The organism is Mesorhizobium sp. M0060, from assembly GCF_040323155.1.
In the GTDB taxonomy this organism is placed as follows: domain Bacteria; phylum Pseudomonadota; class Alphaproteobacteria; order Rhizobiales; family Rhizobiaceae; genus Mesorhizobium.
On the sequence record NZ_JAMYUP010000001.1, the window covers coordinates 175,958 to 202,300 of the forward strand.

A 26,343-nucleotide genomic window follows, 5' to 3' on the forward strand; every position below is an offset into this window, starting at 1 on the left:
TCTTAAGGCCAATGTGACACTGCTGGGTTCCCCAGGGTTGGGATCCAGGCGTGAATCTGAGACGAAAAAACGAGATTCCGGTCGACGTTTACATTCCGTTCGTGGAAACGCTGTTTCGCGACGGGTTCACGCTGTCGATCGGCCTTGTTGCGCAGACACTCCTCGTCATTCTGGTCTATTGGAAGACCATGGACTTGGCGTATCTTCTAGTTGCCGCTGGGCTCATCATTGTCGGTACTCTGCGCCTTCGCAACATCCGAAAATATGGGCGACTTCCTTCCCCGACGACGTGGGAAGAAGCCCATGATCGCGAAAACGATTACATAATTTTCGGTTCGATGCATGGTTTCATGCTTGGCGCGTTCTGTTTCGTCAGTATCTATCTGGCAAATGACAGCCACGACAACTATGCCGAAATAGCCTCTGTCTGCGTCACTCTGGCATCGGTCACGTCGATTGCCGGCCGCAATTATGGGTCGCCGCGCATGGTCATGATTTTTATCATAACCACCACATGGCCCATATCGCTTGGCTTTATCCTGCGCGGCGATATCTACCACATCATCCTCGGTCTGATGTCGGCCCCTTTTCTGTTTGCGATCAAGCGGTTCGCCGACATCGTCCGCGAAGTCCTGTTTACCGCCCTGTCGGAGGAAAAGAAGGCGAACCGCATCGCGCAGCGTTTCAACCGCGCGCTCAACACCATGTCGCATGGCCTTGTCATGCTTGGTCCCGACGGCCGGGTGGCGGTGGCCAATGCCGAAGCCGCGCACCTGATGTCGCTCAAATCGGCCGATGCGCTGCTAGGCCGCTCGATCCACGGTCTGCTGATGCGCGGCGCTGCCGGCGGCATGCTGGCGCCGAAAGATTGCCGTTACATCGAAGCCCAGCTGACGCGTGCGTTGCGCGAGGGCCGCGACCGCAAGGTTCTGGTCTCGCTCACCAACGGCCAGCACTATGAATTTTCGGCGCGCGAAGGCAGCCAGGAACTGGGCGTCGTCACTTTCGAGGATGTGACCGCCCGGGTCGAGGCGGAAGACAAGATCCGCTTCATGGCGCGCTACGACAGTCTCACCGGCCTGCCCAACCGCGCCTACTTCCACGAACTGGTCGTGGAATCCATGGAATCGGGCGACCCCGAGCGTCTCTGCGGGCTGGTGGTGCTCGATCTCGATGATTTCAAGAGCGTCAACGACACGCTTGGCCATCCGGTTGGCGACGGCTTGATCTACGCCGTTGCCGAGCGGCTGGCGGCAGTCGCTGGGCCAGGCATCACCGTCAGCCGCTTCGGCGGCGACGAGTTCATGATCTTCTTCGAGCGCATCGAGGATGAAAGCCACCTGACCGGCCAGGTTGATGAGATCTTTGTCAATCTACAGGGCGAGGTCGATGTCGCCGGCCACGGATTACGCATCCAGGCCAGCGGCGGCGCGGTGCTGTCGCGGGTCAAGGATACCGACGTTGACGCCATGATCGTCAAAGCCGACCTTGCACTCTACAAGGCCAAGGAGCTTGGCAAGAACGGTTGGCGGCTGTTCGAGGCCTCGATGGACGCCGCCTTCCGCAGCCGTCAGCTGATGAAGGCGGACCTGCGCAGCGCCGTGGAAAACAACGAATTGCGGGTGGTCTATCAGCCGATCGTGGCGATGAGCACCATGCGTATCGCCAGTTGCGAAGCGCTGTGCCGCTGGGATCATCCCGATCTCGGGCCGATTTCCCCCGGTATCTTTATTCCGCTGGCGGAGGAAATGGGGATTATTTCCGACATCAGCACCTTCGTCCTGCATGCGGCCTGCACGGAATGCGCCAAATGGCCGGCCCAGACCAGCGTGTCGGTCAATCTCTCGGCCAAGGATTTCCGCAACCGTGATGTCATCCAGAAGGTTCGCGACGCGCTGGCCGAATCCGGTCTCTCCGCCGGACGTCTGGAGATCGAGGTCACCGAGACGGCGCTGCTCGACGACAAGTCGCTGACACGCCAATATATCGAGGAGTTGAAGCGGCTCGGCGTGCGCATTGCGCTCGACGATTTCGGTACCGGGTATTCGAGCCTCAGCTATCTCCACAAACTGCCGCTCGACAAAATAAAGATCGATCGCTCGTTCCTGATGGATGTCACTCAGAACAGCCGGTCGCTCGAATTGCTCAAGGGCATCGTCAACCTGTCACGGCCGCTGGGACTTTCGGTTACCGTCGAAGGTGTCGAGACCTTCGAACAGCTCAAGATCCTAGCATTGCAGGTCAAGCCGGACATGGTCCAGGGCTTTCTGTTCGGGTCGGCACTCAGCGCGTCCGGCATCGAGACGATGTCGAGCACCGTCTGGCCCTTCGCCAAGGACATCCAGACGGCAAGGAAGGCGCCGCGGCGCTGACTTCGCGCTGAAAAACCGCGTATTTTAGTATAATTTTATTAATTGTTAACCTTAACGAGCGGTAAACGAGCTCCTACTTATTTTCATCTTTACATCTCATGACCCGTCCGTAGTGTCGGCTGGTGGCGGTAATCGCGGGGAATAGAGTTCATGTGTGCCCAGTTGAGTTCGCTCGGCCATGCGGCGGGCGCTGGTGGGAAAGATGCGTCCGAGACCATGTCCAGCTTCGCGCAACATGTTTATGCGCTGCTTGACCGGACGGAGTACCGACGCTGTGAAAGCGGCGAGGACTTCGAAAGCATTTACAGGCTGCGCTACAATTCCTATCGGATGAACGATCTGGTGCCCGAGAATGCGTCCCGTCAGGTCCATGACGAGTTTGACGAACTGCCCAATTGCCATACGTTCGGAATCTACATCGAGGGGCGGCTGGTCAGCACAATGCGCCTGCATAACGTGTCTGCTGATAACGCCACATCACCAGCGCTCAGCGTCTACAAGGACTTGTTGATGCCGCGTCTGGCGGCCGGCGAAGTCTTTATCGACCCGAGCCGTTTTGCCGTGGACGCCGAATGGTCACGGCTTTACCCGCAGATCCCGTATGTGACGCTGCGCCTTGCGGGCATGGCTTGCTTCCATTTCGGCGCGCCTTATTGCATATCCATGATCCGCGAGGACCATGCGGCTTTCTACAAGCGCATCTATCGGGCGCGACCGATTGGCGATGCGCGGCCCTATGCCGGCGTGATCAACTGTTTCGCGCTGCTTTATCAAGCCGATGTCCTGGCGATCAAGAATGAAACCTACGCTCGCTTTCCGTTCTTCCGTTCGACGCCAATGGAGCAGCGCATGTTGTTCGATACGCCCGGTGCCGGCGAACTCGCGCCGCTGACCATCCTGCCCACCGCCAAGTATTTTCGCGAAGCCGCCTGAACGAGATCATGGAGCCTTCCGGTTGCTTCGGCGTTCTGGCAAGGGTGCTGGTGGTAGGTCGGCATGTCTGACATCCGCCAAGCATCGCTTCGACAGCGATCCGATCAAAGGAACCGATATGACCATTTCGACGCTCGCCCTTACTCCACTTATCTCGCTGATTGCAGGCGTGCTGATCCTGGTGATGCCGCGGCTGCTCAACTATATCGTCGCCCTTTATCTGATCGTTGTCGGCCTGCTCGGGTTGTTCCCGCATCTCGCCGGCTAACGACATCGGCAATAGCGGACCTGCCATCCATTGTGATTGGTATCGCCGCGCTCCGCCCCGCCTCGTTTTCAGGCTCGGGTCAGTCATAAGACCGCTGCGCATGTTGCGCCACATCATTGACGCAGCGATTTCCAGTTTCGCTTGAGACAGTTGGCTGCGGCGATGCGGCAATAGCGCCATTGCCCTTGACGCGGCTTTTCGCTATGTGCCTGAAAGATGTCTTCGAAGGGGTATTCCTATGGCTGAACACACGCCGACCGGTCCTGTCGAACTGGGCGCGAAGATGGACTATGCCGAGCACGACCGCACCTATGCCGGCTTTGTGATGCTGGCCAAATATGGATCGCTATTTTGCGCCGCCGTGCTTCTGGCCATGGCGTTCGGCTTCTTCGTGGGCGGTTTCTTCTCGGGGACTATCCTGTTCGTTCTGATCCTTGCCGTCGGCGCCTTTATTCTCCGGTAGACTCCTCCAACCTTTGTCGAGGGCGCCGCCGGGGGCCGGTCGGCGTCTTGGGTAACGGGTTCCGGCCGAAAGGATCATGCGGTGGGACAGACGGTTTTCATCCCTCGTGAGCTTGACGCGAACGAGCCGCGCGTCGCGGCCTCGCCCGACACGGTGAAACGGCTGACGGCACTGGGTTTCGACGTGGTCGTCGAAGCCGGCGCCGGAACGGCGTCGCGCATTCCCGACGAGGAGTTTGCCAAGGCGGGCGCCGCGATCGGTAAGGCCGGCGATGTTTCCAGGGCTGATGTCGTGCTGAAGGTGCGCCGGCCGAGCGAGGCCGAGCTGAAAGCCTATCGGCCGGGCACTGCCGTCATTGCCATCATGGATCCATATGGCAACGATGCTGCCGTTGCCGCGCTGGCAAAGGCCGGTGTTACTGCCTTTTCCATGGAGTTCATGCCGCGCATCACCCGTGCCCAGTCGATGGACGTCCTATCCAGCCAGGCGAACCTCGCCGGCTATCAGGCATTGATCGACGCGGCTGGCGAATATGACCGGGCGTTGCCGATGATGATGACCGCGGCCGGCACGGTACCGGCGGCGAAGGCCTTCATCATGGGCGTCGGCGTCGCCGGTCTGCAGGCCATCGCCACCGCGCGCCGCCTCGGCGCCGTGGTCACCGCCACCGACGTGCGCCCGGCCGCCAAGGAGCAGGTTGCCTCGCTCGGCGCAAAATTCCTGGCGGTCGAGGACGAGGAGTTCAAGGCGGCCGAGACGGCCGGCGGCTACGCCAAGGAAATGTCAAAGGAGTATCAGGCCAAGCAGGCGGCGCTTACCGCCGAGCACATCGCCAAGCAGGACATCGTCATCACCACGGCGCTGATACCCGGCCGGCCCGCGCCGAAGCTGGTATCGGCGGCGATGGTCGCTTCGATGAAACCCGGCTCGGTGATCGTCGACCTCGCGGTCGAGCGCGGCGGCAATGTCGAGGGCGCCGTGCCGGGGCAGGTGGTGACCACGGCCAACGGGGTAAAGATCGTCGGCCATCTCAACGTTCCCGGTCGCGTCGCGGCCTCCGCTTCGCTGCTCTATGCGAGAAACCTCTATGCCTTCCTCGAGACGCTGGTCGACAAGGCGACGAAGACGCTTGCCGTCAACCGCGACGACGAACTGGTCAAGGCGACGATGCTGACGAATGGCGGCAAGGTCGTTCATCCTGCTTTCGTCAGGGCTGAGCAAGAGCCGCGCGTCGAACCGCCGGCCATTCCGGCCAAGACGATGGTTGCCGACGCTTCGGCCAAACCGGCTGCGAAGAAACCGGCCGCTTCAAGGAAGCCAAAGACCACCGGGGGGATCGCGTGATGGACCAGACCCTGCAGAAAGCCCTCGACCAGCTCGACCAGGCGACAGCTGCCGTCCGGCTCGCGGTACAGAACCTGGCCACCGCTCCCGGCACTGAGGCCGCCGCCGACGCCGCGCACGCGCTGTCCGGCGGGGCGATCGATCCCTTCGTCTTCCGCTTCGCCATCTTCGTGCTGGCGATCTTCGTCGGCTATTACGTCGTCTGGTCGGTCACACCGGCGCTGCACACGCCGCTGATGGCGGTCACCAACGCGATTTCCTCAGTCATCGTCGTCGGTGCGCTGCTGGCCGTCGGCATCTCTGCCTCCGGCATCGCCACTGGTTTCGGCTTCGTTGCTTTGGTGCTGGTCTCGGTCAACATCTTCGGCGGCTTCCTCGTCACCCAGCGCATGCTGGCCATGTACAAGAAGAAGGAAAAGTAGAGCGCTATGAACGCCAACTTTGCCTCCTTCCTCTATCTGGTCTCCGGCATCCTCTTCATCCTGGCGTTGCGCGGCCTGTCGCACCCGACCACCAGCCGCCAGGGCAACATGTACGGCATGATCGGCATGGGCATCGCCATCGCCACGACGCTGGCGCTGGCGACCCCATCCGCGGGAGGCTTCGGCCTGATCGTGCTCGGTCTGCTGATCGGCGGCTCGGTCGGCGCGGTCACCGCGCGGCGCATCGCCATGACCTCGATGCCGCAGCTGGTTGCCGCCTTCCACTCTCTGGTCGGCCTTGCCGCCGTCATGGTGGCGGCCGCCGCCATCTACGCGCCTGAAAGTTTCGGCATCGGCACGGTAAACGATATCCACGCCCAGGCTCTGATCGAGATGAGCCTTGGCGTCGCCATCGGCGCCATCACCTTCACCGGCTCGGTCATCGCCTTCCTCAAGCTCGACGGCCGCATGTCGGGCAAGCCGATCATGATCGGCGGCCGCCACTTCATCAACGCCGCGCTTGGCATCGCGCTCGTCGTATTGATCGTCCTGCTGGTCACCACCGAGTCGAAGCTGGTGTTCTGGCTGATCGTCGTGGCCTCGCTTGTCCTTGGCGTCCTGCTGATCATCCCGATCGGCGGCGCCGACATGCCGGTGGTCGTCTCGATGCTCAATTCCTACTCGGGTTGGGCAGCGGCGGCACTCGGCTTCACGCTCGGCAATCTGGCGCTGATCATCACCGGCGCGCTGGTCGGCTCGTCCGGTGCGATCCTGTCCTACATCATGTGCAAGGGCATGAATCGAAGCTTCATCTCGGTCATTCTCGGCGGCTTCGGCGGCGAGACGGCCGCAGCTGCCGATGACGGCATCGAGCGCACGGTCAAGCAGGGCTCGGCCGACGACGCCGCCTATCTGATGATGAACGCGCAGAAGGTCATCATCGTGCCGGGCTACGGCATGGCGGTGGCGCAAGCGCAGCATGCGTTGCGCGAGATGGCCGACAAGCTCAAGGCCAATGGCGTCGACGTCAAATACGCGATCCACCCGGTGGCCGGCCGCATGCCCGGCCACATGAACGTGCTGCTCGCCGAAGCCAACGTGCCTTACGACGAAGTGTTCGAGCTCGAGGACATCAACTCCGAATTCGCGCAAGCCGACGTCGCCTATGTCATCGGCGCCAACGACGTCACCAACCCGTCCGCCCGCGACGACAAATCGTCGCCGATCTACGGCATGCCGATCCTCGACGTCGACAAGGCCCGCACCTGCCTGTTCGTCAAGCGCTCGCTCGGCTCCGGCTATGCCGGTATCGACAATGCGCTGTTCTACAAGGACGGCACCATGATGCTGCTCGGCGACGCCAAGAAGATGACCGAAGAGATCGTCAAGGCGATGGATCACTGAAACGGCGTCGTTGCCAACTCACTGCCGGTCGGTCGTCGAATACAGACCGGCTTCGCGCCGGGCTTTTTCTTGGCTGTTACCGGTTCTGAAGTTACGATAGCGACCGGTCGTCTTGTCTGACGGCGTCGTCGGTGGAGGTGCCGGTGCCCGACCCTGGTTCTGCTGCATCGCCGGCCACCGATCTGACTGCAGCAGAGAAGGCGCCGCGCAAGCTCAGCCAGGCGGTGGTGGTCGTACACGGCATGGGCGAACAGCGGCCCATGGACACCCTGAGGGGATTTGTCCAGGCGATATGGAGCCACGATCCCGCCCGTGCTCCGTTCTATGCCCATGTCGCAGATCCGGCCGACCCGACGGGTGCGAAGATCAACCAGAGTTGGATCACGCCCGACAGCCGGACCAATTCGCACGAGCTTCGCCGGATCACCACGCCCTATGATGTCGATGGCCGCCGCACCGATTTCTACGAGCTTTACTGGGCCGACATCACCCAAGGCACGACCCGGAGCCGCCTTGCTGCCTGGGTGACGACCCTGCTCTGGCGCAAGCCCGCCGATATTCCGCACGATGTGCGCAAACTCTACGCTGTCACGCTTTTGGCCACTATCGTCGTCCTCGGCGCGGCGCTGGCGCTCGCAACGTCGGCCTGGCAAGGCTACATCTCCTGGACGACCGGTGTGCTTCTCACCGTCGTGGCGTCATTCGTCATCTGGTCGGTGGACCAGTTTGGCCTGCCTTATTTCGGCGATGTCGCTGCCTATGTACGGGCCGAAGCGACGACGGTCGAGAAGCGCGCGCTGGTCCGCGAGCGTGGCCTCAAGCTGCTGAAGCGCCTTATGATGGACGACGCCTACGACCGCATCGTCCTGGTCTCGCACAGCTTGGGGTCAATCATCGCCTATGATCTGCTGCAGATATTGTGGGCCGATTTCAGGCCTCGAAGGCTGGAAGCCGTTCGCGACAAAGCGAGGCTGAAGGCGATCCGCGCCGTCGACAAGGCGACGCTGGCCGCCGATGTTTCAGCTTGGCCCGAGCATCTCGATGACCTCTCCGGATTCCAGCGCGACCAATGGGAGCTCTACCAGCAGCTCCGTGCCAAGGATGCGGATCACCCGCTGCCGTGGAAGATCAGCGATTTCGTCACGCTCGGCAGTCCGCTGACCCACAGCGAGTTTCTGGTTACCTACAACCTCGCCGAATTCAGGCGCGGCATCGCCGAACGCCTGTTTTCGGCATGTCCGCCGATCGCCGACACGGCAGGCGGCGGGACTGTGCTCTATCAGGAAGGGCGCAGCCATTCGGGCAAGCCGCAGCGGGCGGTGCATCATGGCGCGGTGTTTGCGGCGACGCGCTGGACCAACATTTTCGACAGGGGAAATGGCTGGCTGACCGGCGACCCGATTTCCGGACCGATGACGGAGAATTTCGGTCCGGGGGTGGAAAACATTCAGGTCGAGTTGCGCGGCCCGCGCGGCCGCGCCTTCACGCACACCCTTTATTGGTCGCTGACGGCGAGCGGCGTCGAGGCCAACGCACCATCCGGCGTGCCGCGCTCGCATCTTGCCGTGCTGCGCGACGCAATCGATCTCGGCCGCAAGCTGGGAACTGAGCTATAGGCAATGAACGGCGCACGATCATGGCGACGACAGCTCAAAGCAAAATCCGCTTCGGGGTAACCTTCCCTGAAGCGGATCAAACTCGCTTAAGCACCGATCAACGGTTGGTCAGGAAAATTGCCTCCTCGTCGTCGCGCTGCCTGCCGCCAAGTGCTGCAGCTGCACTGGCAATGAAAGCCCCGACGACCAGCGACAGCGCTCCAATCAGCGAGAAGGTGGCGCCCGCCTTTCTGGCGGTGTCGGCCGCCTGCTGGGCCTTGACCTTGGCGTCCTGCACTTTGGCGATTACCGCATCGACCCGAGCGGTGGCATCCGCTTCGGACAGGCCTGTACGGGCGGCCACCAGCCGCGACAGATAGGTCTTGTCGTCGCCCGATATTTCGCCTGCTGCCGCACTCGCGATCAGAATTCGCGACGCCTGCGCAGTTGCCGCGGCGTCGCTCTCCGGATTGGCGGCAGCGAGCCTTGCCGGATCGGCCGGGCGGAACAGCGTATCGACGAAATACGATGTGGCGCTGTCAGTCGAGGCGCCACCAGCGTTTGCAGTGGCACCCGCCGAAGCGCCCATTGCCGCGCCGGATGCCACAGTCGAAGCAGCCTGGACACCGGTGCCTATTGCGGCCGAAAGCGCCGTGCCGAGCACGCCGGCGACGAGCAGCGTCGCAAGCGCCCAGGCCAGGAAGCCGTGAGCGGTATCGCGGAAGAAGACTTCATCGGTGTGGATGCCGACCCATTTGGTCCGCAGGCGTCCGGCAAGGTAGCCGCCGAGAGCGGAAGATAGCCACTGCACGATGATCAGCCAGACGGCGGTGGAAACGGCGAAAGTGGTGACTGACGCACCCGAGCCGGACCATGGCGACACCATGCTCAGCCCGAGCCCGGAGCCGAGCAGCATCAAAATGAAGGTAAGCGTCGACGCAGCAAAGGCGCCGGCGATGATCGGCCCCCAGGTGACAGCAGTAGAAGAGGATTCCGTCGGTGCGGAAACGTCGACAGACGTTAGGGTGGACATCGAAGCCCCCTACCGTGCGAACAGCATCAGGAGAATAATGATCGGAATCGGAACTCCGAGAAGCCAGAGCAAAATGCCACGTCCCATGGATGCCTCCTGCGGCGATTGTGATCGACTACAATGCCTTGAAAGACTTTCCGTTCCGGGAGATACGCGGTGATCTTTGTTGCAATGCAGCAGGCGCATCGGTGCGCCAAGGCGCACCGATCCACTTCACGCCCGCCGGCTGGGTATCTGGATCGCGGCTCAGATGTCCAGATTGGCGACCGACAGCGCATTCTCCTGGATGAATTCGCGCCTTGGCTCGACCTCGTCGCCCATCAATCGCGAAAACAGTGAGTCCGCGTCCGTTGCGTCATTGACCCTTACCTGTAAGAGCGAGCGCACATTCGGGTCGAGCGTCGTTTCCCAGAGCTGCTCGGCGTTCATTTCACCAAGGCCCTTGTAGCGCTGCATGGTCAGGCCCTTGCGGCCGGTGGCAAAAACGGCATTGAGCAGTGCGAGCGGCCCCGAAATGGTTTCGGAGACGTCCTTGCGGCGCAGCACCGGCGGCTCGCCGTAGATTTCTGACAGGCGCGGCGCATAGCGGTCGAGCTGGCGTGCATCGGCGGAATTGATCAGCGCCAGATCGAGATGCGCGAACTCCTTGACGCTGCGCACGGTGCGCTCGAAGACATAGCCGCCGGTGCCCTCGTTCGAGGTTGACATACGGCCTGTCCAGCCGCGCTCGGTGTCCTCGGCGATAATGTCGAGACGACGCGCAACACGCTCGGCCATCTCGTTGGCGCGGCCGAGGTCGGTGAAGATCTCGGGGTTGAGCGCGCCGGCGATCGCTGCCTGCTCGACCACGCCTCTGTTATAGCGGGTATGCAATCCGTTGATGAGCTGGCGGACAGCCAAGGCGTCGTCGATGGCGCTGCGCAGGTCCTGTCCGGCCCGCACCTCGCCCGTGCTGAGCGCAAGCGACGCCTCTTCCAGCCCCGAGCCGATCAGGAATTCCTCGAAGGCGGCTTCGTCCTTGATATATTGCGAGCTCTTCCCTCGCGTCACCTTATAGAGCGGCGGCTGCGCGATATAGAGATGGCCGCGTTCGATCAGTTCCGGCATCTGCCGGAAGAAGAAGGTCAGCAGCAAGGTGCGGATGTGGGCGCCGTCGACATCGGCGTCGGTCATCAGGATGATCTTGTGGTAGCGCAGCTTGTCGGCATTGAACTCGTCCTTGCCGATCGAGGTGCCGAGCGCGGTGATCAGCGTGCCGATCATGTCGGAGCCGAGCATGCGGTCGAAGCGGGCGCGTTCGACATTGAGGATCTTGCCGCGCAGCGGAAGAATGGCCTGGTTCTGGCGTGAACGGCCGCCCTTTGCCGAGCCGCCGGCGCTGTCGCCCTCGACGATGAAGATTTCGGATTTCGCCGGATCGCGCTCCTGGCAATCGGCCAGCTTGCCGGGCAGCGAGGTGACGCCGAGCGAGCTCTTGCGGGTGATATCGCGTGCCTTGCGCGCGGCTTCGCGCGCGGCAGCGGCCTGGATGACCTTCTCGATGACCGCCTTGCCCTCGGTCGGGTGCTCCTCGAGCCAGGTACCGAGCGCTTCGTTGACGAGCCCTTCGACCACCGGGCGAACCTCGGACGACACCAGCTTGTCCTTGGTCTGCGAGGAGAATTTCGGGTCGGGAACCTTGACCGACAGCACGGCCGTCAGTCCTTCGCGGCAATCGTCGCCGATCAGCGCCACCTTTTCCTTCTTCGTCAGGCCGGAGGAATCGCCGTAGCCGGTTATCTGGCGCGTCAGCGCACCGCGGAAGCCGGCCAGATGCGTGCCGCCGTCGCGTTGCGGGATGTTGTTGGTGAAGGCCAGCACGTTCTCGTGGTAGCTGTCGTTCCACCACATGGCGACTTCGACGGTGATGCCGTCGCGCTCGGCGCGGATCGCGATCGGCTTGTCGAGCAGCGGCTTCTTCGTCCGGTCGAGATATCTGGCGAACTCTTCCAGCCCGCCATCGTAGTGCAGTTCATGGCGCACGATGTCGGCATGGCGGGCGTCGGTCAAAACGATGCGCACGCCGGAGTTCAGGAAGGCGAGTTCACGCAGCCGGTGCTCCAGCGTACCGTAGTCGAACTCGACCATGGTGAAGGTTTCGGACGACGGCAAAAACGTGATTTCGCTGCCACTGCGTCCTTCATAGGTGCCGGGGACCTTGTGTTGTTCGTAGGTGCCGGTGACCCGCAGCGGCGCGTCCGCATCGCCATGCGTGAAGCTCATCTCGTAGATCTGGCCGTTGCGGCGGATTTTCAGTTTCAGCCAAGCCGACAGCGCGTTGACGACCGACACGCCAACGCCGTGCAGGCCGCCCGACACCTTGTAGGAGTTCTGGTCGAACTTGCCGCCGGCATGCAGCTGCGTCATGATCACTTCGGCCGCCGAAATGCCTTCCCCGGTGTGGATATCGGTCGGAATGCCGCGGCCATTGTCGATGACCGTCACCGAGCCGTCCGGATTGAGCGTCACCGTCACCAGGTCGGCATGGCCGGCCAGTGCTTCGTCGATGGCGTTGTCGACGACTTCATAGACCATGTGGTGCAGGCCCGAGCCGTCGTCGGTGTCGCCGATATACATGCCCGGCCGCTTGCGAACGGCATCCAAGCCCTTCAAAACCTTGATGGAATCGGCGCCGTATTCGGCTTCAACGCCGTTGGCGATGTCGGTCTGGTCGCTCATGAAAACCTGTCTGATTGATGCCGTGTGCAGAGCGCGAAAAATCGGCGTCGAATCGCGCATTTCTAATGTCGTAGATATAGGCGCAAAAGGCGGTTTTTCCAAGGTTTGCAGGCGTTTCCGAACGGAATGACCGTCGCGTGGGCCGGCTACCGGCGCCTGGCTTCGATCTTGGCCAGCCGCTCACGCAGGAACTTGATCATGAACTTGTATCGCGGCGCCAGCCGACCGGTCCGGTCGAGCTCGAGCGTCATGTCGAGCGCCTTGGAAAGCACGGCTTTCGGATCCTTCGCAATCTGCGCGTAGTCGATATAGGCGACCACAAGGTCGCGCTGCCAGGTGGCGTTGTCCGGATCGGACTGGGCAAGTTTCTCGCGAATGGCGAGGCTGTCCTGAAGGGCTTGCCGGGCTCCTCTGACGTCGCGCTGCCTGAGGCGCAGCGTGGCGACTTCGGACAGCGTTATCGACAAGTCACGCTGCCAGTCGGAATTGGCGGGATCGAGCTTCGCCAGCCTCTGTGCAATCGCGTAACTGTCCAGATAGGCTTTCAGCGCGCCTTTGTGGTCGCCCTGTATCGCCAGGACGCCGGCGACCTTCTCGAGGCACACGGACAGGTCACGCTGCCAATCGGTGTTGTTCGGGTCGCCGGCGGCGAGCGCGCTGGCCTGCGAGAGTGCCTCACGATAAGCCGAAAGTGCCGCCGGCCAATTCTCCTGGTCGCTCAGCGCGTTGCCGATCTTGGCGTTGCCGACCGACAGGTCGCGTTTCAGCTCGGTGTCGTCCGGATCGCGTTTCGCCAGTTGCTTGATGATCGCCAGGCCTTCCTTGTAGGCCGCCAGCGCCCCGGCGGCGTCGCCGCGTTCGCGCAGCAGGTCGCCTATCGTATCGTGGCTGACCGAGACGTCACGCTGCCGGTCGGCATCTCCCGGCTTGTCCGCCGCCAGCGCCAGCCGCACCTTCAGGCTCTCTTCATAGGCCGCCTGTGCGTTGTCCAGTTGGCCTGCGACATGGGCAAGATGGCCGATCTCATCATAGGCGATGGTCAGGTCGCGCTGCAGCTCGGCACGGTCGGGTTCGCCGGCAGCGAGCTGTTTCTTGATCGACAGGCTTTCCTGATAGACCTGTGCGGCGCCGGCCCGATCGCCTTGCGTCGCCAGCACGTTACCGATCTTGTCGTCGGTCATGGCGAGGTCGCCGAACCACTCCAGATTGTCCGGCTCTGCCTCGGTCAGGCCCTGCAGAACGGTCTTGGCGGTCTCATAGTTCTGCAGCGCTGCCGGCAGATTGCCTTGCGCCATCCGCACATTGCCGAGCTTGACGTGGCTGACGGCGAAGTCGCGCTTCACGTTCGGATCGGTTTCCTGATGCGACCGCCGCTCGAGATCAGCTTGCAGCGCCTCGAAGGCGCGGCCGGCCGCCTCGATATTGCCGACCGTGGTATAGAGCTTGCCGAGCTCGTCCAGCGTGCGGATCAAGCGGTCGGCATCGTCGAGCGACAGCACCACCTGGCCGGCTTCGCCATAAAGCGCGAGCACCGATTCATAATCCTTGATGGCTGTGGCGTAGTCGAGGTCGGCGCGCGCCGCGCCGCCGGACAGATAGCGCGTCGCGGCTTCGGAAAGCGTGCGGCTGACGAAATTAGCCTTCAGCGCGTTGCGCGAGACATTGTCGATCTCGGCTGCCTCGGCGAGCTTTTTCCGCGCGGCATCGAACGCTCCCAGCGAAAGCTGCTCTTCGGCCTGCCGGCGCAACGCTGCCACCCGCAGATCGTCGGAGCCAAGGGTCTGCATTTCGCTTCGCACCTTGACGAAGGCGTCGGCCGCCTCACGCAGCCTGGCGTTCAGACTGTCCGCGGAGAGGTGGCCGGCATCGGAACTGATCAACGCGCCATAAAGCGGTGCCAGCGGCATGTCGGCGTCGCTGGCGATCTTTTCCACCTCGCCGCGCATCTCGGGCGTCACCTCGGCCATGGCCAGCAACAGGCGTTCGCGCTCCGGCAATTTCTCCTTGGCTGTCGTGGCAAAGAACAGCTGCGGCAGGCCGCTCTCGACATAGGGCAATTGCTTGCCGCGCGAGAGATCGTAGACCTCCTGTTGCACGAGCGTCAGCACGGAGCGGATCTCGAGCCCTTCGGTGCCGAGATATTTCGTCAGCGCCGCGGTGAACGGCGAATTCTCGCCGGTCCCATCCGCTGCGGTCTCGCCGGGCGCCGCCGAAAAGGCAAACAGGATGTTTTCTGCCCGCCCGATGCGACCAAGACCCGGCCGGACCTTGTCGCTGACGTCTTTTGCCAGTGCCGTCGCGCCGCGGCCTTCATCGCCCGTGCCCGCGAATGGATCGCTACGGCAGGCATCGAGCACAATCAGTCCGATCTTGCTGGTGGCGGCGACGACCTCGCGGACCTCTTCCAGCGGCAGACTGGTCTTTTCCAGCGCATCGAGCGACGACGAGTCTGCATCGACCGGCAGGAGCCGGTTCTCGCCGGCGATCTCGACGCCGTGGCCGGAGAAGAACACGAACGCCACGTCGGCGCCTTTGGCATCGTCGCGGAAATCGTCGAGCGCCCGGCGCATGCGCCGCAGGTCGCGGTTGGTTTCGAGGAAGACCTCGAAACCGAGCTTCCTCAGCACCGTTTCCATGATCTCGCCGTCATTGACGGGATTGGCGAGCGGCCGGATCAGCCGGTAGTCGTTCTCGGCGATGACTAGCGCAACGCGCCGCTCCGCCACGGCAGCGGAGGCCGTCGAGAGGATCAGCAGCAAGGCAAACAGAAGACGCAAATCGAACCGCCCCGGCCCGGTCATTTGCCGGAGCATTCCATCTCTTTATGGCATGAGCAAGCCAGGCTGTTCGCGTTGTTAGCCGACCCGCATCGGCTTCAGTGCTTCGCTCCAGCGGAACAGCTCGTCCAGCATGGTCCTGGCCCCGCCGAGCACCTGCTCGCTGGGCAGGAAGGCACCGGTCTCGTCGAGCAGTTTCTGGTACATCGGCAGCGCCACGCCTTCCGGGATCGGCATGACGCCGACGGAGGTCAGCAGCGGTTTGACCGCCTGCGCCGCTCGCAAGCCGCCGGAGACACCGCCATAGCTGAGAATGGCGGCCGGCTTGTATCGCCATTCCCTGAGCAGGTAGTCGACCGCGTTGACGATCGCGGGGGCTGCGAAATAATTGTATTCCGGCGCCACGAAGACGAATGCGTCGGCGGCGTCGATTGCCTCCGACCAAGCCTTCGTGTGGCTGTTTTCGTATTTGCCGAGTCTCGGATGATGCGGCTCGTCTAGCACCGGCAGGTTGAAGGCGGCGATGTCGGTGAGCACCGGCTCGAATTTCCCGTGCTCGGCCGCGAAGCTCTCCAGCCACTTTGCGAAAACCGGCCCGGCGCGGCCCGGCCGCGTGCTGCCGATGATGACGTTCAACTGGTGCTTCAAGGTGGGCTCCTGCCGGTTGGCGGTATCTGTTGGTGAGTGCCACCTAAGGCACGCAACCAGACACAACAAGCAGGCACTTTCCGGTGCCCCGGTCACATTCCAGAGAGTGGATGCTTCGCCTTGCCGTTCGGCCACATGGACGCTTGCCTTGCCAGCCACTACATTGAGCTCGCTAGCGGAGCACGCCATGGACAGTCAGCCCGTCCCCTTCGTCCCGCCGGCGCCGAAGCCGCGCACCTCGCCGCCTTCGACGCTGGAGATGATCCGCATCGTATACCGCAATCCGCTCGAACTGTGGGGCGAGGCGACCTACAACGAGCCCTGGATTTCGGTGAACGGCGTCGGGGGGCGGCTGGTCATCGCCAACGATCCCGGCCTCATCCGCCACGTGTTGGTCGACAATGCCAAGAACTACAAGATGGCGACGGTGCGCCAGTTGATCCTGCGGCCGATCTTGCGCGACGGCCTGCTGACCGCCGAGGGCGATGTCTGGAAGCGTTCGCGCAAGGCGATGGCGCCGGTGTTCACGCCGCGCCACATCTTCGGCTTCGCCGAGCCGATGCTGAAACGCACGCTCGAGTTCGTCACGCGCTACGAGCAGGGTGGCACGTCGGATATCGCCCACGACATGACGCTGCTCACCTTCGACATCCTGGCCGAGACGCTGTTTTCGGGCGAGATATCGGGCGAGCCGGGCAGCTTCGCCAAGGAGATCGACCGCCTGTTCGAGACGATGGGCCGGGTCGATCCGCTCGACCTTTTGCGTGCGCCCGACTGGATGCCGCGCCTGACCCGCATCCGCGGCCGCAAGACCATGGCCTACTTCCGCAAGATCGTCACCGACACGGTGCAGATGCGCGAAGAGCGGCTGAAGCGCGCTCCGGATGGACTTTCTCACTCTGTTGCTCAAGGCGGAGGGACCGGACGGGCTGACCCGGGCCGAGGTCGAGGACAATATCATCACCTTCATCGGCGCCGGCCACGAGACTACAGCCAGGGCGCTCGGCTGGACGCTCTACTGCCTTGCCGAAGCGCCGTGGGAGCGCGAAAAGATCGAGCACGAGATCGATGCGGTGCTGGCGCGCGAGCCCGACCCGACGAAATGGCTCGACGCAATGCCGCTCACCCGCGCCGCATTCGACGAGGCGCTCAGGCTCTATCCGCCGGCGCCGTCGATCAACCGCGAACCGATCGAGCCCGAAACCTGGAACGGCCTCTATATACCGCGGCGCGCCGCGGTGCTGGTGATGCCGTGGGTCGTCCACCGCCATCGGAAATTGTGGGACCGGCCGGACGCTTTCATGCCGGAACGCTTCCATCCGGGAAACCGCGAAAAGATCGACCGTTTCCAGTATTTACCGTTCGGCGCCGGGCCTCGCGTCTGCATCGGCGCCAGCTTCGCCATGCAGGAGGCGATCATCGCGTTGGCGATCATGCTGTCGCGCTACCGTTTCGACACCACCGCAGAGACCCGGCCCTGGCCGGTGCAGAAGCTGACGACGCAGCCGCAAGGCGGGCTGCCGATGCAGGTCACCCGGCGCGTGCCGTAAGCGGCTGAACGTTCGTTCCGTATTATGCGGACTTGCGTTGGAACTGGCCGGCGGCGCGGTAGCGCCAGAGATAGCTTGGCAGAATGGTTCCGATCGACCGAGGCTGAATGCCGAGGCCGGCGAGCGTCCTGTTATCCTTGACGGCGGCATCCGACACGACATTGTGCTGGCGCAACAGCAGGACCTGGTCCTTGGTCAACAACGGTTTGGGCAGCAGCCCGAGAATTGATGCCTGGAGGTTCGCCAGCCACCATGGCATCGGCAGCAGAAGCCGCTTGCGTTCGATGATGACAAGCAGCTCTTGCATGCATTCCTTGAAGCTGAGCACTTGCGGCCCGCCGAGCTCATAGATCTGGCCGCCCTGGACCTTGCCGTCGACCGAGTGCGCCACCGCTTCGGCGACGTCGCCGACATAGACCGGCTGGAATTTCGTCTGCCCGCCGCCGATCAGCGGCAGGACTGGGGAAAAGCGGGCCATGTTGGCAAAGCGGTTGAAGAAACCGTCCTCCGGCCCGAAATTGATCGATGGCCGCAAGATCACGGCGTCCTGGATCGTCTCCAGAACCGCCTTTTCGCCGAGCGCCTTGGTACGCGCATAGTCCGATTGCGCGTGGAGATCCGCACCCAGAGCCGAGATATGGGTGAGGCCGGCGCCGACGGTGCGCGCCGCCTCGGCGATGGCGCGTGCGCCGAACTCATGCACGGCAGCGAATTTCTGCCGGCCGCCCTCATACGGGATAGCCACCAGATTGACGACATGGTCGGCGCCTTGCACGGCGCGGTCGACCGACCAGCGCACCCGGACATTGGCCTGCACCGGCTGGATCTGCCCGACATTGCCGAGCGGCTGCAGGTGGCCGGCGAGATCGGGCCGGCGGCAGGCGACTCGGATGCGGTAGCCGCGCTTGGCCAGCGCCCGCACGACATGACGACCGACAAAGCCGGAGCCGCCGAAGACGACGACGAGCTTTGGGGTCTGCAGGATTTCGGTCATGGCTGGCTCCGGCGGGCTATCCAGATGGCTCGGTTGAAGCCGTTTCATAGTCCGTTTCGCGCCAAAGGCAAAGGGTGACCATAGGTCGCCCGGCATTGTTGAAGCATGATTTTCCGGATCCGTTCGAAACGGCAGAAAACCCGGCCGAGGCGCGGCTTTCCGGGGTCGCGTTCATTTGCAACCATGGTTCAACGGGCCGCTTGACCTGAGACGATATCGGGAGGGCGTGAAGCAAGTACGCCCGCCCCAACCCCGAACATCCGATAGGACCAGCACCGGCAGGAACTTTTATTCGGTCGGCGATTTTAGATGTATGGTTTGATTCCGAATGGAGGATATTGCCGATGACGAAAAAATGCGTTGCGATCTTCGCTCTGGCTTTCGCAACAGGCTGCAGCATTGGCGCTTCGGCGTTCGCCGGAAACCGGCATCACCACCAAGCTCAACCCGAACGCTACGTTTCCGCCAATGGCGACATCATCGACATCCTGTTCGGTGGCCCGCGTTACTATGACAACCACTTGTTCACGACGGCCGCCGAACCCTGCTCCTACAACAGGGTAGGACCGGACGCGAATGCGCTGAACGTCATCAACGATCATCATTGCGGGAAGTAGGCTCGCGCTGCCGGATCGGCCGGCGTGGTCAGCCACTCATCGGACAAACGAATTTCTTCAGGATGAATAGCGGGCGGCGAATTCGGAAATGCGCTGCACCACGGCTTTCGGCGCGCTTATGCCGCGAGCCGCCGCCTTCTCAGCCGCTTCTGCCCGGGCACGCCCTGGCACATGCACGCCATAGCGGCGGCGCAGCCGGTCGAGTTGATCCTTCATCCGTTTCTCGAAGTCCGGATCGAGCAGCTTGGGCTCGACGGCGAGCACGAACAGGCCGGTCCCCGGACTGTCCGGTCCGCCGCTGAACCATGGCGCATCGAGCGACCAGTTGGCGCCCGACAGGCCCGCAGCCAGCACCTCAACCATCAGCGCGATGTTGGCGCCGCGCTGGCCGCCGAAGGCAATCATAGCGCCTTTCATGGCGGACGCGGGATCGGTGGTCGGGTTGCCGCTGGCGTCCAGCGCCCAGCCTTCGGGAATCTTCTTGCCGTCCTCGGCCGCCTTGCGGATGTTGACGAAGGCGGTGGCGCTCGACGACTGGTCGATGACCAGCGGCGCCCCGTCTGCGGCGGGTGCTGCAAAGGACATCGGATTTGTACAGTAGACCGGCTTGACCGAGCCCGAGCCGGCAAGCACGGCCGGGCCGTTGGTTGCGGCGAACGAAACCAGCCCCTGCGCGGCAAGCCGCCCGGTGAAATAGCCGAGTGCGCCGCACGTATAGGCATTCTTCTGCGAAAAAATGGCGACGCCGAACAGCCGCGCCGCCTTGGCAAGGTCATCGATCGTGCGGTCGAAACCGGTATGCGCCAGGCCGCCGCGCGCATCGGAGAGATAGACGGCGAGCGCCGGCCTGGTGATCACCGGATCGGCGTTGCCGTCAATGCGGCCAGCCTCCAGTGCTTCGAGATAATCGATGAAATGCGACAGCCCGACGGCCGACAGTCCTTCCGCCTCGGCCGTGACGATCGAGGCAGCCAGCGACTGTGCCGCCTCTTCGTTGGCGCCGGCGCCAAGTGCGGCCATCCGGCACAGCCCTGTCGCCTGGTCGAGACTGAGTTGCATTGGGATTGCCTCTGGGTGAGTAGTGAATGGTGAATGGTGAATAGTGAAGCGTGAATAGGTGGATGGGAGTGGTGACTGGTTGATCCCACTACTCACTACTCACCATTTACCATTCACCTACCCGATCTTGTTCGGGATCCGCGCCTCGATCTTGCCCAGGGTGAAGACGAGGATGCCGGTGATCGCCATATAGATCAACGCCAAGAGCAGCAAGGGTTCATAGGTGAGATAGGTATCCTGCCGCACCTTGGAGGAGACGGCGAATATGTCGATCACGCTGATGGTCGCCACCAGCGGCGTCGATTTCAGCTGCAGCACGGTTTCGCCGGTCAGCGTCGGCAATGCGCGGTAGAAGGCCTGCGGCAGCCAGATTCGCTGGAATGTCTTCCAGCGGCTCATGCCGAAAGCGCGGGCGGCTTCCAATTGCCCTTTCGGCACGCCGGCAAAGGCGCCTCGCATCACCTCGCCCTCATAGCCGGCGAAGGACAGCGTCAGTCCGAGGACGCCATAGGGCCATGCCTGCCTGAGATAAGGCCACATCCAGGACTGGCGAATCCACGGATATTGCGGAAACAGCGAACCGAGGCCGTAATAGAGCAGCCAGAGCTGCAGCAGCAGCGGTGTTCCCCTGATGACGGTGCAGAAGACCTTGGCGGGTGCCGCGAACCAGATGGGGCCGGCGGCCTGCGCCAGCCCCAGCGGCACGGCGAGCAGGAAGCCCAGTGTGCAGGTGACGGCAAGAATCCACAGCGAGCGCCAGATGCCGAGCAGTCCCATTTCGTAATATTTCGGCAGCCAGTCCCAACGCATGAAGAAAGCCGCCGACAGAACCAGCCCCAGTGCGATGAGGATCAGCACGATGCGATGCGGCTTCAGCCACAGCGAAGCGCGTGCAGCGACATTGACAACGACAGCTTCGCCAGTCATCACCGGGCCTCCTTGAGCGAAGGCATGCCGCGGCGGGCCCAGGTCTCGATCCGGCCGATGATCAGGTTGGAAACCAGCGTCAACAGCAGGTAGATCGCGCCTGCGGCGACGAAGAATGTAAGATAGGCTTTGGTGACGCCTGCCGCTTGCCGCGTCGCCAATGTCAGCTCGTAGAAGCCGACGACCGCCAGCAGGGCGGTGTCCTTGGTGGCGATCAGCCAAAGATTGGCAAGGCCGGGTATGGCGAAAGGCAACATCGCCGGCAGTGTGATGCGCCGCAGCAGCAGGCCGGGAGGCATGCCATAGGCTCTCGCCGCTTCGATCTGGCCTTGCGGAATGGCGAGGATCGCGCCGCGGATCACCTCGGTAGAATAGGCACCCTGGACGAAACCGAGCACGGCAATGCCGGCCGCAAGCCCGCTAATGTCGATGCGCTGATAGCCCATTGCCGCCAGCATCTGATTGATCAGGTCGGTGCCGGCGTAATAGAGCAGCAGAATCAGCACCAGCTCCGGCACGGCGCGCACGACGGTCGTATAGACTGCCAGGAGATCGCGCACGACCGGACCGCCATAGAGCTTGCCGGAGGCGCCGCCGATGCCGATCAGAAGGCCGAGGCAGGTGGCCCCGACCGCGATCTCGATCGTATGGAGCAGCCCGACCAGGAGCGTTCCACCCCAGCCCGGCGGCGTGGGCGAGAGAAGCGCGATCGTAGAGGCGGCCCAAGCAGGAAGAAATGCGTCGATCAGCGTCGCCCCCGAATTGCTGGCGCTAAAACCGCCGGCGATCTGCGCCTGCGGAAGCTTGCGTGGATGGGTTTTCGACGAACCACGCGGCGCGCTGCCAGCGCCGCGTGGTTATCGCTCATGGGATAAGGCCGTCAGTTCGACTGCGTGTCGGCACCGTAAATGTCGAAGTCGAAATATTTCTTCGAAATCTCGTCATATTTGCCATTGGCGCGGATGGCCTTGATGCCGGCGTTGATCTTTTCCTTCAACTCGGTGTCTTCCTTGCGGACGCCGGCGCCGACGCCAGGCCCGAGGATGGCCAGATCCGGCGCGACCATGCCTTTCAGGTCGCAGCATTGCTTGCCCTGATCCGATTTCAGGAAGGCGTCGAGGGCGATGGAATCGGCCTGCACCGCGTCGACCCGGCCGGCGGCAAGATCCTGGTTGGCTTCATCCTGGGTCTGGTATTCCTTGATTTCCGCCGCTTCGGCGAAGTGCTTCTTGGCGTAGTCGGCATGCACGGTCGAGACCTGGACGCCGATGATCTTGCCCTTGAGATCCTCCGGTGTCGAGCCGAACTTCTGGTCCTTCGGCCCGATGATGGCCGTCGGGGTGTTGTAATACTTGTCGGAGAAGTCGATCGTCTTCTTGCGTTCGTCGGTGATCGACATCGAGCTGGCGATGACGTCGATCTTCTTGGTCGTCAGCGCCGGGATGATGCCGTCCCAGGCGACGGGCGTGATGACGCAATCGAGCTTCTCCTCGGCGCAGACGGCGTCGATGAATTCGATTTCCCAGCCGACCCATTTGCCGGAAGCGTCCGGCGAGGTGAACGGCGGATAGGGCTCGGCGGCGACACCGATCTTGACCGGATCGGCCTTGGCCACGCCCATCGCGGCAACGCCAAGCAGCAGCGCTGCGGCAAAGGTCTTGAGAATAGTCTTCATGGTCATGACTCCCAGTTTTGTCGTTGTTCCCGGTTTTTCCATCCGCCTCGGTTTAACCGATGTTGCGGATGAATTGCTTCAGCCTTTCGGATTTGGGTGCGCCGAAAATCTGCTCCGGCGGCCCTTCTTCCTCGACCAGCCCGTTGTAGAGATAGACGACATGCGTCGCGACCTCGCGGGCGAACTTCATCTCATGGGTGACCAGCACCATGGTGCGGCCTTCGCGCGCCAGGTCGCCGATCACCTTCAGCACCTCGCCGACCAGCTCCGGGTCGAGCGCCGAAGTCGGCTCGTCGAACAGCATGACGCGCGGGTTGATGGCCAGCGCCCTGGCAATCGCGGCGCGCTGCTGTTGGCCGCCCGAGAGATAGGCGGGATAGACGTCGCGTTTTTCGGCGAGGCCGACGCGGGCCAGCAGTTTCTCCGCCTCGCTGATCGCCGCATCGCGCTTGACGCCGAGCACATGAATGGGAACCTCGATGACGTTCTCGATCAGCGTCATGTGGCTCCACAGATTGAAGTTCTGGAACACCATGCCGAGCTTGGAGCGGATGCGTTCGATCTGCTTGCGGTCGGCGGGCACGGTGTGGCCGTGGCTGTCGGCCTTCAGCCGGATCTGCTCGCCATTGACGCGGATGATGCCGCTGGTCGGGTTCTCCAGGCAATTGATGCAGCGCAGCAGCGTCGACTTGCCCGAGCCGCTGCCGCCGATGATGGCGATCACCTCACCATCGCGCGCCGACAGCGAAACGCCCTTCAGCACATGCAGCTTGCCGAAATTCTTGTGCAGGTTCTCGACGTGAATGGCTTCGGCGGCGCCGTTCTGCGCCGTATGCTTCAGGGCGGTGCCCGGCGCTGTCATCGTCGCGGTGCCCCGCGGAGCGGCCGAGGCAGTCCTTGCTGGAATTTTTTACCCATTACCCGTCACTGGACAGCGTTCCGATTCTCAAGATGGACCGTTCCGCTTGCCTCCGTCAACCGCAGTTTTTGGACCATTGATCACGGCCTGCCGAGTGGCTATTGGCAGGAGGGGGCGCGTTTCAGGAGAATTTAGTGGGCAAAGCTTACGGGTCGCAGTCGATGGCCGGGCCGCTGCAGCGCGTACTGATGCGCTCCGCCGCCAGCGCCATGCATGGGGCCGAAGCGCTGGAGTGGCACTATGGCCCGGGCTTCGATCCGCAAAAGGCGGCGGCCCAGCATGAAGCGCTGGCCAGGTTGATTTCGGCCTCAGGCGCCGAGATCGAATGGCTGAGCGACGCCGATGACGGGCTTGCCGATTCTGTCTTCACCCACGATCCGTCGCTGATGACCGACCATGGCGCCGTTATCCTGGCCATGGGCAAGGCATTGCGCCGGCCCGAGCCCGGCCTGCACGAGGCAGCCTACGGGCGCATGGGCATCCCCATCCTCGGCCGTATCGAGGCTCCCGGCCAGGTCGAGGGCGGCGATTGCGTCTGGCTGGATGCGAAGACGCTGGCGGTCGGTCGCGGCGTGCGCACCAACCAGCACGGCATCCAGCAGCTCTCCAATCTGCTTTCGCCCAAGGGCATCCAGGTCTATGGCTTCGATCTGCCGCTCTGGCACGGCGAGGAGGCCTGCCTGCATCTGATGTCGGTGATCAGCCCGCTCGCCGACGATCTGGCGCTGGTTTATGCGCCGCTCTTGCCTGTGGCCTTCTATCAGATGCTGCGCGCGCATGGCATTCGCCTGGTCGAAGGCGACGCCGACGAATTCTTCGCCTCGAATGGGCTCAGCCTGAACGTCCTGCCGACCGCGCCGCGCCACGTCATCGCCGTTGCTGGCTTTCCCAAAACAGCAGCGGCCATGCAGGCCGCCGGCTGTACGGTCTCGACATTCGAGGCCGATGCGCTGTGCATTGCCTGCGAAGGCGGCCCAACCTGCCTCACACGCCCGGTGCTAAGACAATGACGACGGTCGGCGAAGCCCTCATCACCTTGCTCGAAGCCCATGGCGTCGACACCGTCTTCGGCATTCCCGGTGTGCATACGGTCGAGCTCTACCGCGGCCTGGCGCGGTCGAATATCCGCCACGTCACGCCGCGCCACGAGCAGGGTGCCGGCTTCATGGCTGACGGCTATGCGCGCGCCAGCGGCAGGCCGGGCGTCGCCTTCGTCATCACCGGGCCAGGGCTGACCAACACCATCACCGCCATGGGCCAGGCGCGCGCCGATTCGGTGCCGATGCTGGTGATCTCGGGCGTCAACGCCACACCGACGCTGGGCAAGGGCCTCGGCCATCTGCACGAACTGCCGGACCAGCGCGGCATGATGGAGAAGGTGGCGCTGTTTTCGCACCGCGTCACCGAGGCTGGCGAACTGCCCAGCGTGCTCGCCCGCGCCTTCGCACTGTTTTCATCCTCGCGTCCGGGCCCGGTGCATATCGAGATCCCGACCGATGTCATGACCATGCCGGCCAACGGCATCGTGGCGCTGCTGCGAAATTCAGCGCCGCCCGAGCCAGATGTGGCGGCGATTGCAGAGGCGGCAAGGCTGTGCGCGTCTGCCCGCCAGCCGCTTATCCTCGCCGGCGGCGGCGCCAAAGCCGCCGAAGCGCCGTTGCAGCGCCTGGCCGAGAGGCTGAGCGCGCCGGTCGTCCAGACCGCCAATGCGCGCGGCCTGCTGTATCGCCATCCGCTTGGCGTGCCGGCCAGCCCCAGCCTGAAGGCGGTGCGTGCGCTGATGGCCGATGCCGATCTGGTCATCGCCGCCGGCACCGAATTCGGTCCGACCGACTATGACGGATATGGTGACGGCGGCTTTGTCCTGCCCGCCAATCTGATCCGCATCGACATCGGCGCCGACCAGCTTGCCCGCCGGCCGGCGCGGATTTCGATCCAGGCCGATTGCGGCGCAGCGCTCGAAGCGCTGCTTGCCGAACTCGGCACGGGCCAGGCACCGTTGGATGATGGTTCGGCTCGCGCCGCCGCGACGCGCAAAGCAGCCTTTGCCGAGATCGGCCCGGCTATGCAGGCGCAACTGCGGGCCGTCGAGACGATCCGCGATACGCTGCCCGGCGCGATCATCGTCGGCGATTCGACCCAGCCGGTCTACGCCGCCAATCTCTATTACGATCACGACCGGCCGGGCGGCTGGTTCAACGCCGCCACCGGCTTCGGCGCGCTCGGCTATGGCCCGCCGGCGGCAATCGGCGCCGCCCTTGCCAGGCCCGACGCACCGGTCGTTTGCCTCACCGGCGACGGCGGCTTCCAGTTCACCCTGCCGGAACTGGGCGCGGCGCTCGATGCGGCGGCGCCGGTGATTTTCGCCGTCTGGAACAATCGCGGCTACCGCGAGATCGAAACCTCGATGCTTGACGTTGGCGTCGAGCCGGTCGGCGTCTCGCCGGCGCCGCCGGATTTCTGCAAGCTGGCCGAAGCCTATGGCATTGCCGCCGAGCGGATTTCCGGCGTTGGCGGCTTGGCGGACGCGCTTAGGCGCGCGCGAGCGGCTGGACGACCCTACGTCATCGAGATTTCGGTTGAGTGATCGCGCGAAAGGCGCGACTTTCCGCACCGGCGGCGCGC

At 63.3% G+C, this 26,343-nt stretch carries 21 protein-coding genes and 1 pseudogene; 12 read left to right on the top strand and 10 right to left on the bottom strand.

Annotated features, from left to right (window positions below):
• Positions 1 to 50: 50 nt before the first annotated feature.
• The 8 genes from NKJ94_RS00885 (at position 51) to NKJ94_RS00920 (ending at position 8,822) form a co-directional block, all read left to right on the top strand.
• Positions 51 to 2,372: a putative bifunctional diguanylate cyclase/phosphodiesterase gene (locus NKJ94_RS00885; RefSeq protein ID WP_352522520.1), complete on the top strand. Its 2,322-nt coding sequence runs from the start codon at positions 51 to 53 to the stop codon at positions 2,370 to 2,372.
• Positions 2,373 to 2,522: 150 nt separating this feature from the next.
• Positions 2,523 to 3,305, top strand: a complete 783-nt coding sequence (locus tag NKJ94_RS00890; protein ID WP_023676258.1) for an N-acyl amino acid synthase FeeM domain-containing protein — start codon at positions 2,523 to 2,525, stop codon at positions 3,303 to 3,305.
• Positions 3,306 to 3,423: 118 nt separating this feature from the next.
• A complete protein-coding gene (locus tag NKJ94_RS00895) occupies positions 3,424 to 3,573 on the top strand; it encodes a DUF3096 domain-containing protein (protein WP_013528205.1) in 150 nt (49 codons plus the stop codon).
• A gap of 238 nt (positions 3,574 to 3,811) precedes the next feature.
• Positions 3,812 to 4,036 carry an aa3-type cytochrome c oxidase subunit IV gene (locus tag NKJ94_RS00900; protein WP_352522521.1) on the top strand — a complete coding sequence of 75 codons (225 nt, stop codon included), beginning with the start codon at positions 3,812 to 3,814 and terminating at the stop codon, positions 4,034 to 4,036.
• An 81-nt stretch (positions 4,037 to 4,117) separates the two neighbouring features.
• Positions 4,118 to 5,380 carry a Re/Si-specific NAD(P)(+) transhydrogenase subunit alpha gene (locus NKJ94_RS00905; RefSeq protein WP_352522522.1) on the top strand — a complete coding sequence of 421 codons (1,263 nt, stop codon included), beginning with the start codon at positions 4,118 to 4,120 and terminating at the stop codon, positions 5,378 to 5,380.
• Positions 5,380 to 5,802 (top strand): proton-translocating transhydrogenase family protein, encoded by a 423-nt coding sequence (locus tag NKJ94_RS00910; RefSeq protein WP_502895988.1) that lies wholly within the window; start codon positions 5,380 to 5,382, stop codon positions 5,800 to 5,802. The genes NKJ94_RS00905 and NKJ94_RS00910 overlap by 1 nt, the downstream gene beginning before the upstream one ends.
• Positions 5,803 to 5,808: 6 nt before the next feature.
• A complete protein-coding gene (locus NKJ94_RS00915; protein WP_352522524.1) occupies positions 5,809 to 7,206 on the top strand; it encodes an NAD(P)(+) transhydrogenase (Re/Si-specific) subunit beta in 1,398 nt (465 codons plus the stop codon).
• 143 nt (positions 7,207 to 7,349) lie between these two features.
• A complete protein-coding gene (locus NKJ94_RS00920) occupies positions 7,350 to 8,822 on the top strand; it encodes a hypothetical protein (RefSeq protein ID WP_352522525.1) in 1,473 nt (490 codons plus the stop codon).
• Positions 8,823 to 8,919: 97 nt separating this feature from the next.
• On the opposite strand, the gene NKJ94_RS00925 is transcribed toward NKJ94_RS00920, so the two are convergent.
• The 4 genes from NKJ94_RS00925 to NKJ94_RS00940 all read right to left on the bottom strand — a co-directional run bounded on the left by NKJ94_RS00925 (position 8,920) and on the right by NKJ94_RS00940 (position 15,977).
• Positions 8,920 to 9,834 carry a hypothetical protein gene (locus NKJ94_RS00925; protein WP_352522526.1) on the bottom strand — a complete coding sequence of 305 codons (915 nt, stop codon included), beginning with the start codon at positions 9,832 to 9,834 and terminating at the stop codon, positions 8,920 to 8,922.
• 246 nt (positions 9,835 to 10,080) lie between these two features.
• Complete coding sequence (gene gyrB, locus NKJ94_RS00930; protein ID WP_352522527.1) at positions 10,081 to 12,552, bottom strand: DNA topoisomerase (ATP-hydrolyzing) subunit B; 2,472 nt, start codon at positions 12,550 to 12,552, stop codon at positions 10,081 to 10,083.
• 146 nt (positions 12,553 to 12,698) lie between these two features.
• Positions 12,699 to 15,365: a caspase family protein gene (locus NKJ94_RS00935; RefSeq protein WP_352522528.1), complete on the bottom strand. Its 2,667-nt coding sequence runs from the start codon at positions 15,363 to 15,365 to the stop codon at positions 12,699 to 12,701.
• A 42-nt stretch (positions 15,366 to 15,407) separates the two neighbouring features.
• Positions 15,408 to 15,977, bottom strand: coding sequence for an NADPH-dependent FMN reductase (locus NKJ94_RS00940; protein WP_352522529.1), 570 nt, complete (start codon positions 15,975 to 15,977; stop codon positions 15,408 to 15,410).
• Between the two features lie 187 nt (positions 15,978 to 16,164).
• On the opposite strand from NKJ94_RS00940, the pseudogene NKJ94_RS00945 reads away from it, so the two are divergent.
• Positions 16,165 to 17,527, top strand: a pseudogene (locus NKJ94_RS00945) (cytochrome P450).
• Between the two features lie 22 nt (positions 17,528 to 17,549).
• Here NKJ94_RS00945 and NKJ94_RS00950 read toward each other — a convergent pair.
• The gene (locus NKJ94_RS00950) at positions 17,550 to 18,521 is read right to left on the bottom strand and encodes a complex I NDUFA9 subunit family protein (RefSeq protein WP_352522530.1); all 972 of its coding nucleotides are present in this window, start codon (positions 18,519 to 18,521) and stop codon (positions 17,550 to 17,552) included.
• 344 nt (positions 18,522 to 18,865) lie between these two features.
• On the opposite strand from NKJ94_RS00950, the gene NKJ94_RS00955 reads away from it, so the two are divergent.
• On the top strand, positions 18,866 to 19,138 hold the full coding sequence (locus NKJ94_RS00955; RefSeq protein WP_352522531.1) for a hypothetical protein: 273 nt from the start codon (positions 18,866 to 18,868) through the stop codon (positions 19,136 to 19,138).
• A 57-nt stretch (positions 19,139 to 19,195) separates the two neighbouring features.
• On the opposite strand, the gene NKJ94_RS00960 is transcribed toward NKJ94_RS00955, so the two are convergent.
• The 5 genes from NKJ94_RS00960 to NKJ94_RS00980 all read right to left on the bottom strand — a co-directional run bounded on the left by NKJ94_RS00960 (position 19,196) and on the right by NKJ94_RS00980 (position 23,661).
• The gene (locus tag NKJ94_RS00960) at positions 19,196 to 20,197 is read right to left on the bottom strand and encodes an Ldh family oxidoreductase (protein ID WP_352522532.1); all 1,002 of its coding nucleotides are present in this window, start codon (positions 20,195 to 20,197) and stop codon (positions 19,196 to 19,198) included.
• 117 nt (positions 20,198 to 20,314) lie between these two features.
• On the bottom strand, positions 20,315 to 21,124 hold the full coding sequence (locus tag NKJ94_RS00965; protein WP_352522533.1) for an ABC transporter permease: 810 nt from the start codon (positions 21,122 to 21,124) through the stop codon (positions 20,315 to 20,317).
• Positions 21,124 to 21,789: an ABC transporter permease gene (locus NKJ94_RS00970; protein WP_352522761.1), complete on the bottom strand. Its 666-nt coding sequence runs from the start codon at positions 21,787 to 21,789 to the stop codon at positions 21,124 to 21,126. Before NKJ94_RS00970 ends, NKJ94_RS00965 begins: the two co-directional genes overlap by 1 nt.
• Positions 21,790 to 22,004: 215 nt before the next feature.
• On the bottom strand, positions 22,005 to 22,799 hold the full coding sequence (locus tag NKJ94_RS00975; protein ID WP_352522534.1) for a transporter substrate-binding domain-containing protein: 795 nt from the start codon (positions 22,797 to 22,799) through the stop codon (positions 22,005 to 22,007).
• Between the two features lie 52 nt (positions 22,800 to 22,851).
• Positions 22,852 to 23,661, bottom strand: a complete 810-nt coding sequence (locus NKJ94_RS00980; RefSeq protein WP_352522535.1) for an ABC transporter ATP-binding protein — start codon at positions 23,659 to 23,661, stop codon at positions 22,852 to 22,854.
• A 218-nt stretch (positions 23,662 to 23,879) separates the two neighbouring features.
• Between NKJ94_RS00980 and NKJ94_RS00985 the strand changes: the two genes are divergently transcribed.
• Both NKJ94_RS00985 and NKJ94_RS00990 read left to right on the top strand, forming a co-directional pair.
• The gene (locus tag NKJ94_RS00985) at positions 23,880 to 24,728 is read left to right on the top strand and encodes a dimethylarginine dimethylaminohydrolase family protein (protein ID WP_352522762.1); all 849 of its coding nucleotides are present in this window, start codon (positions 23,880 to 23,882) and stop codon (positions 24,726 to 24,728) included.
• Complete coding sequence (locus NKJ94_RS00990; protein WP_352522536.1) at positions 24,725 to 26,305, top strand: 5-guanidino-2-oxopentanoate decarboxylase; 1,581 nt, start codon at positions 24,725 to 24,727, stop codon at positions 26,303 to 26,305. The genes NKJ94_RS00985 and NKJ94_RS00990 overlap by 4 nt, the downstream gene beginning before the upstream one ends.
• The last annotated feature ends 38 nt before the right edge of the window (positions 26,306 to 26,343 follow it).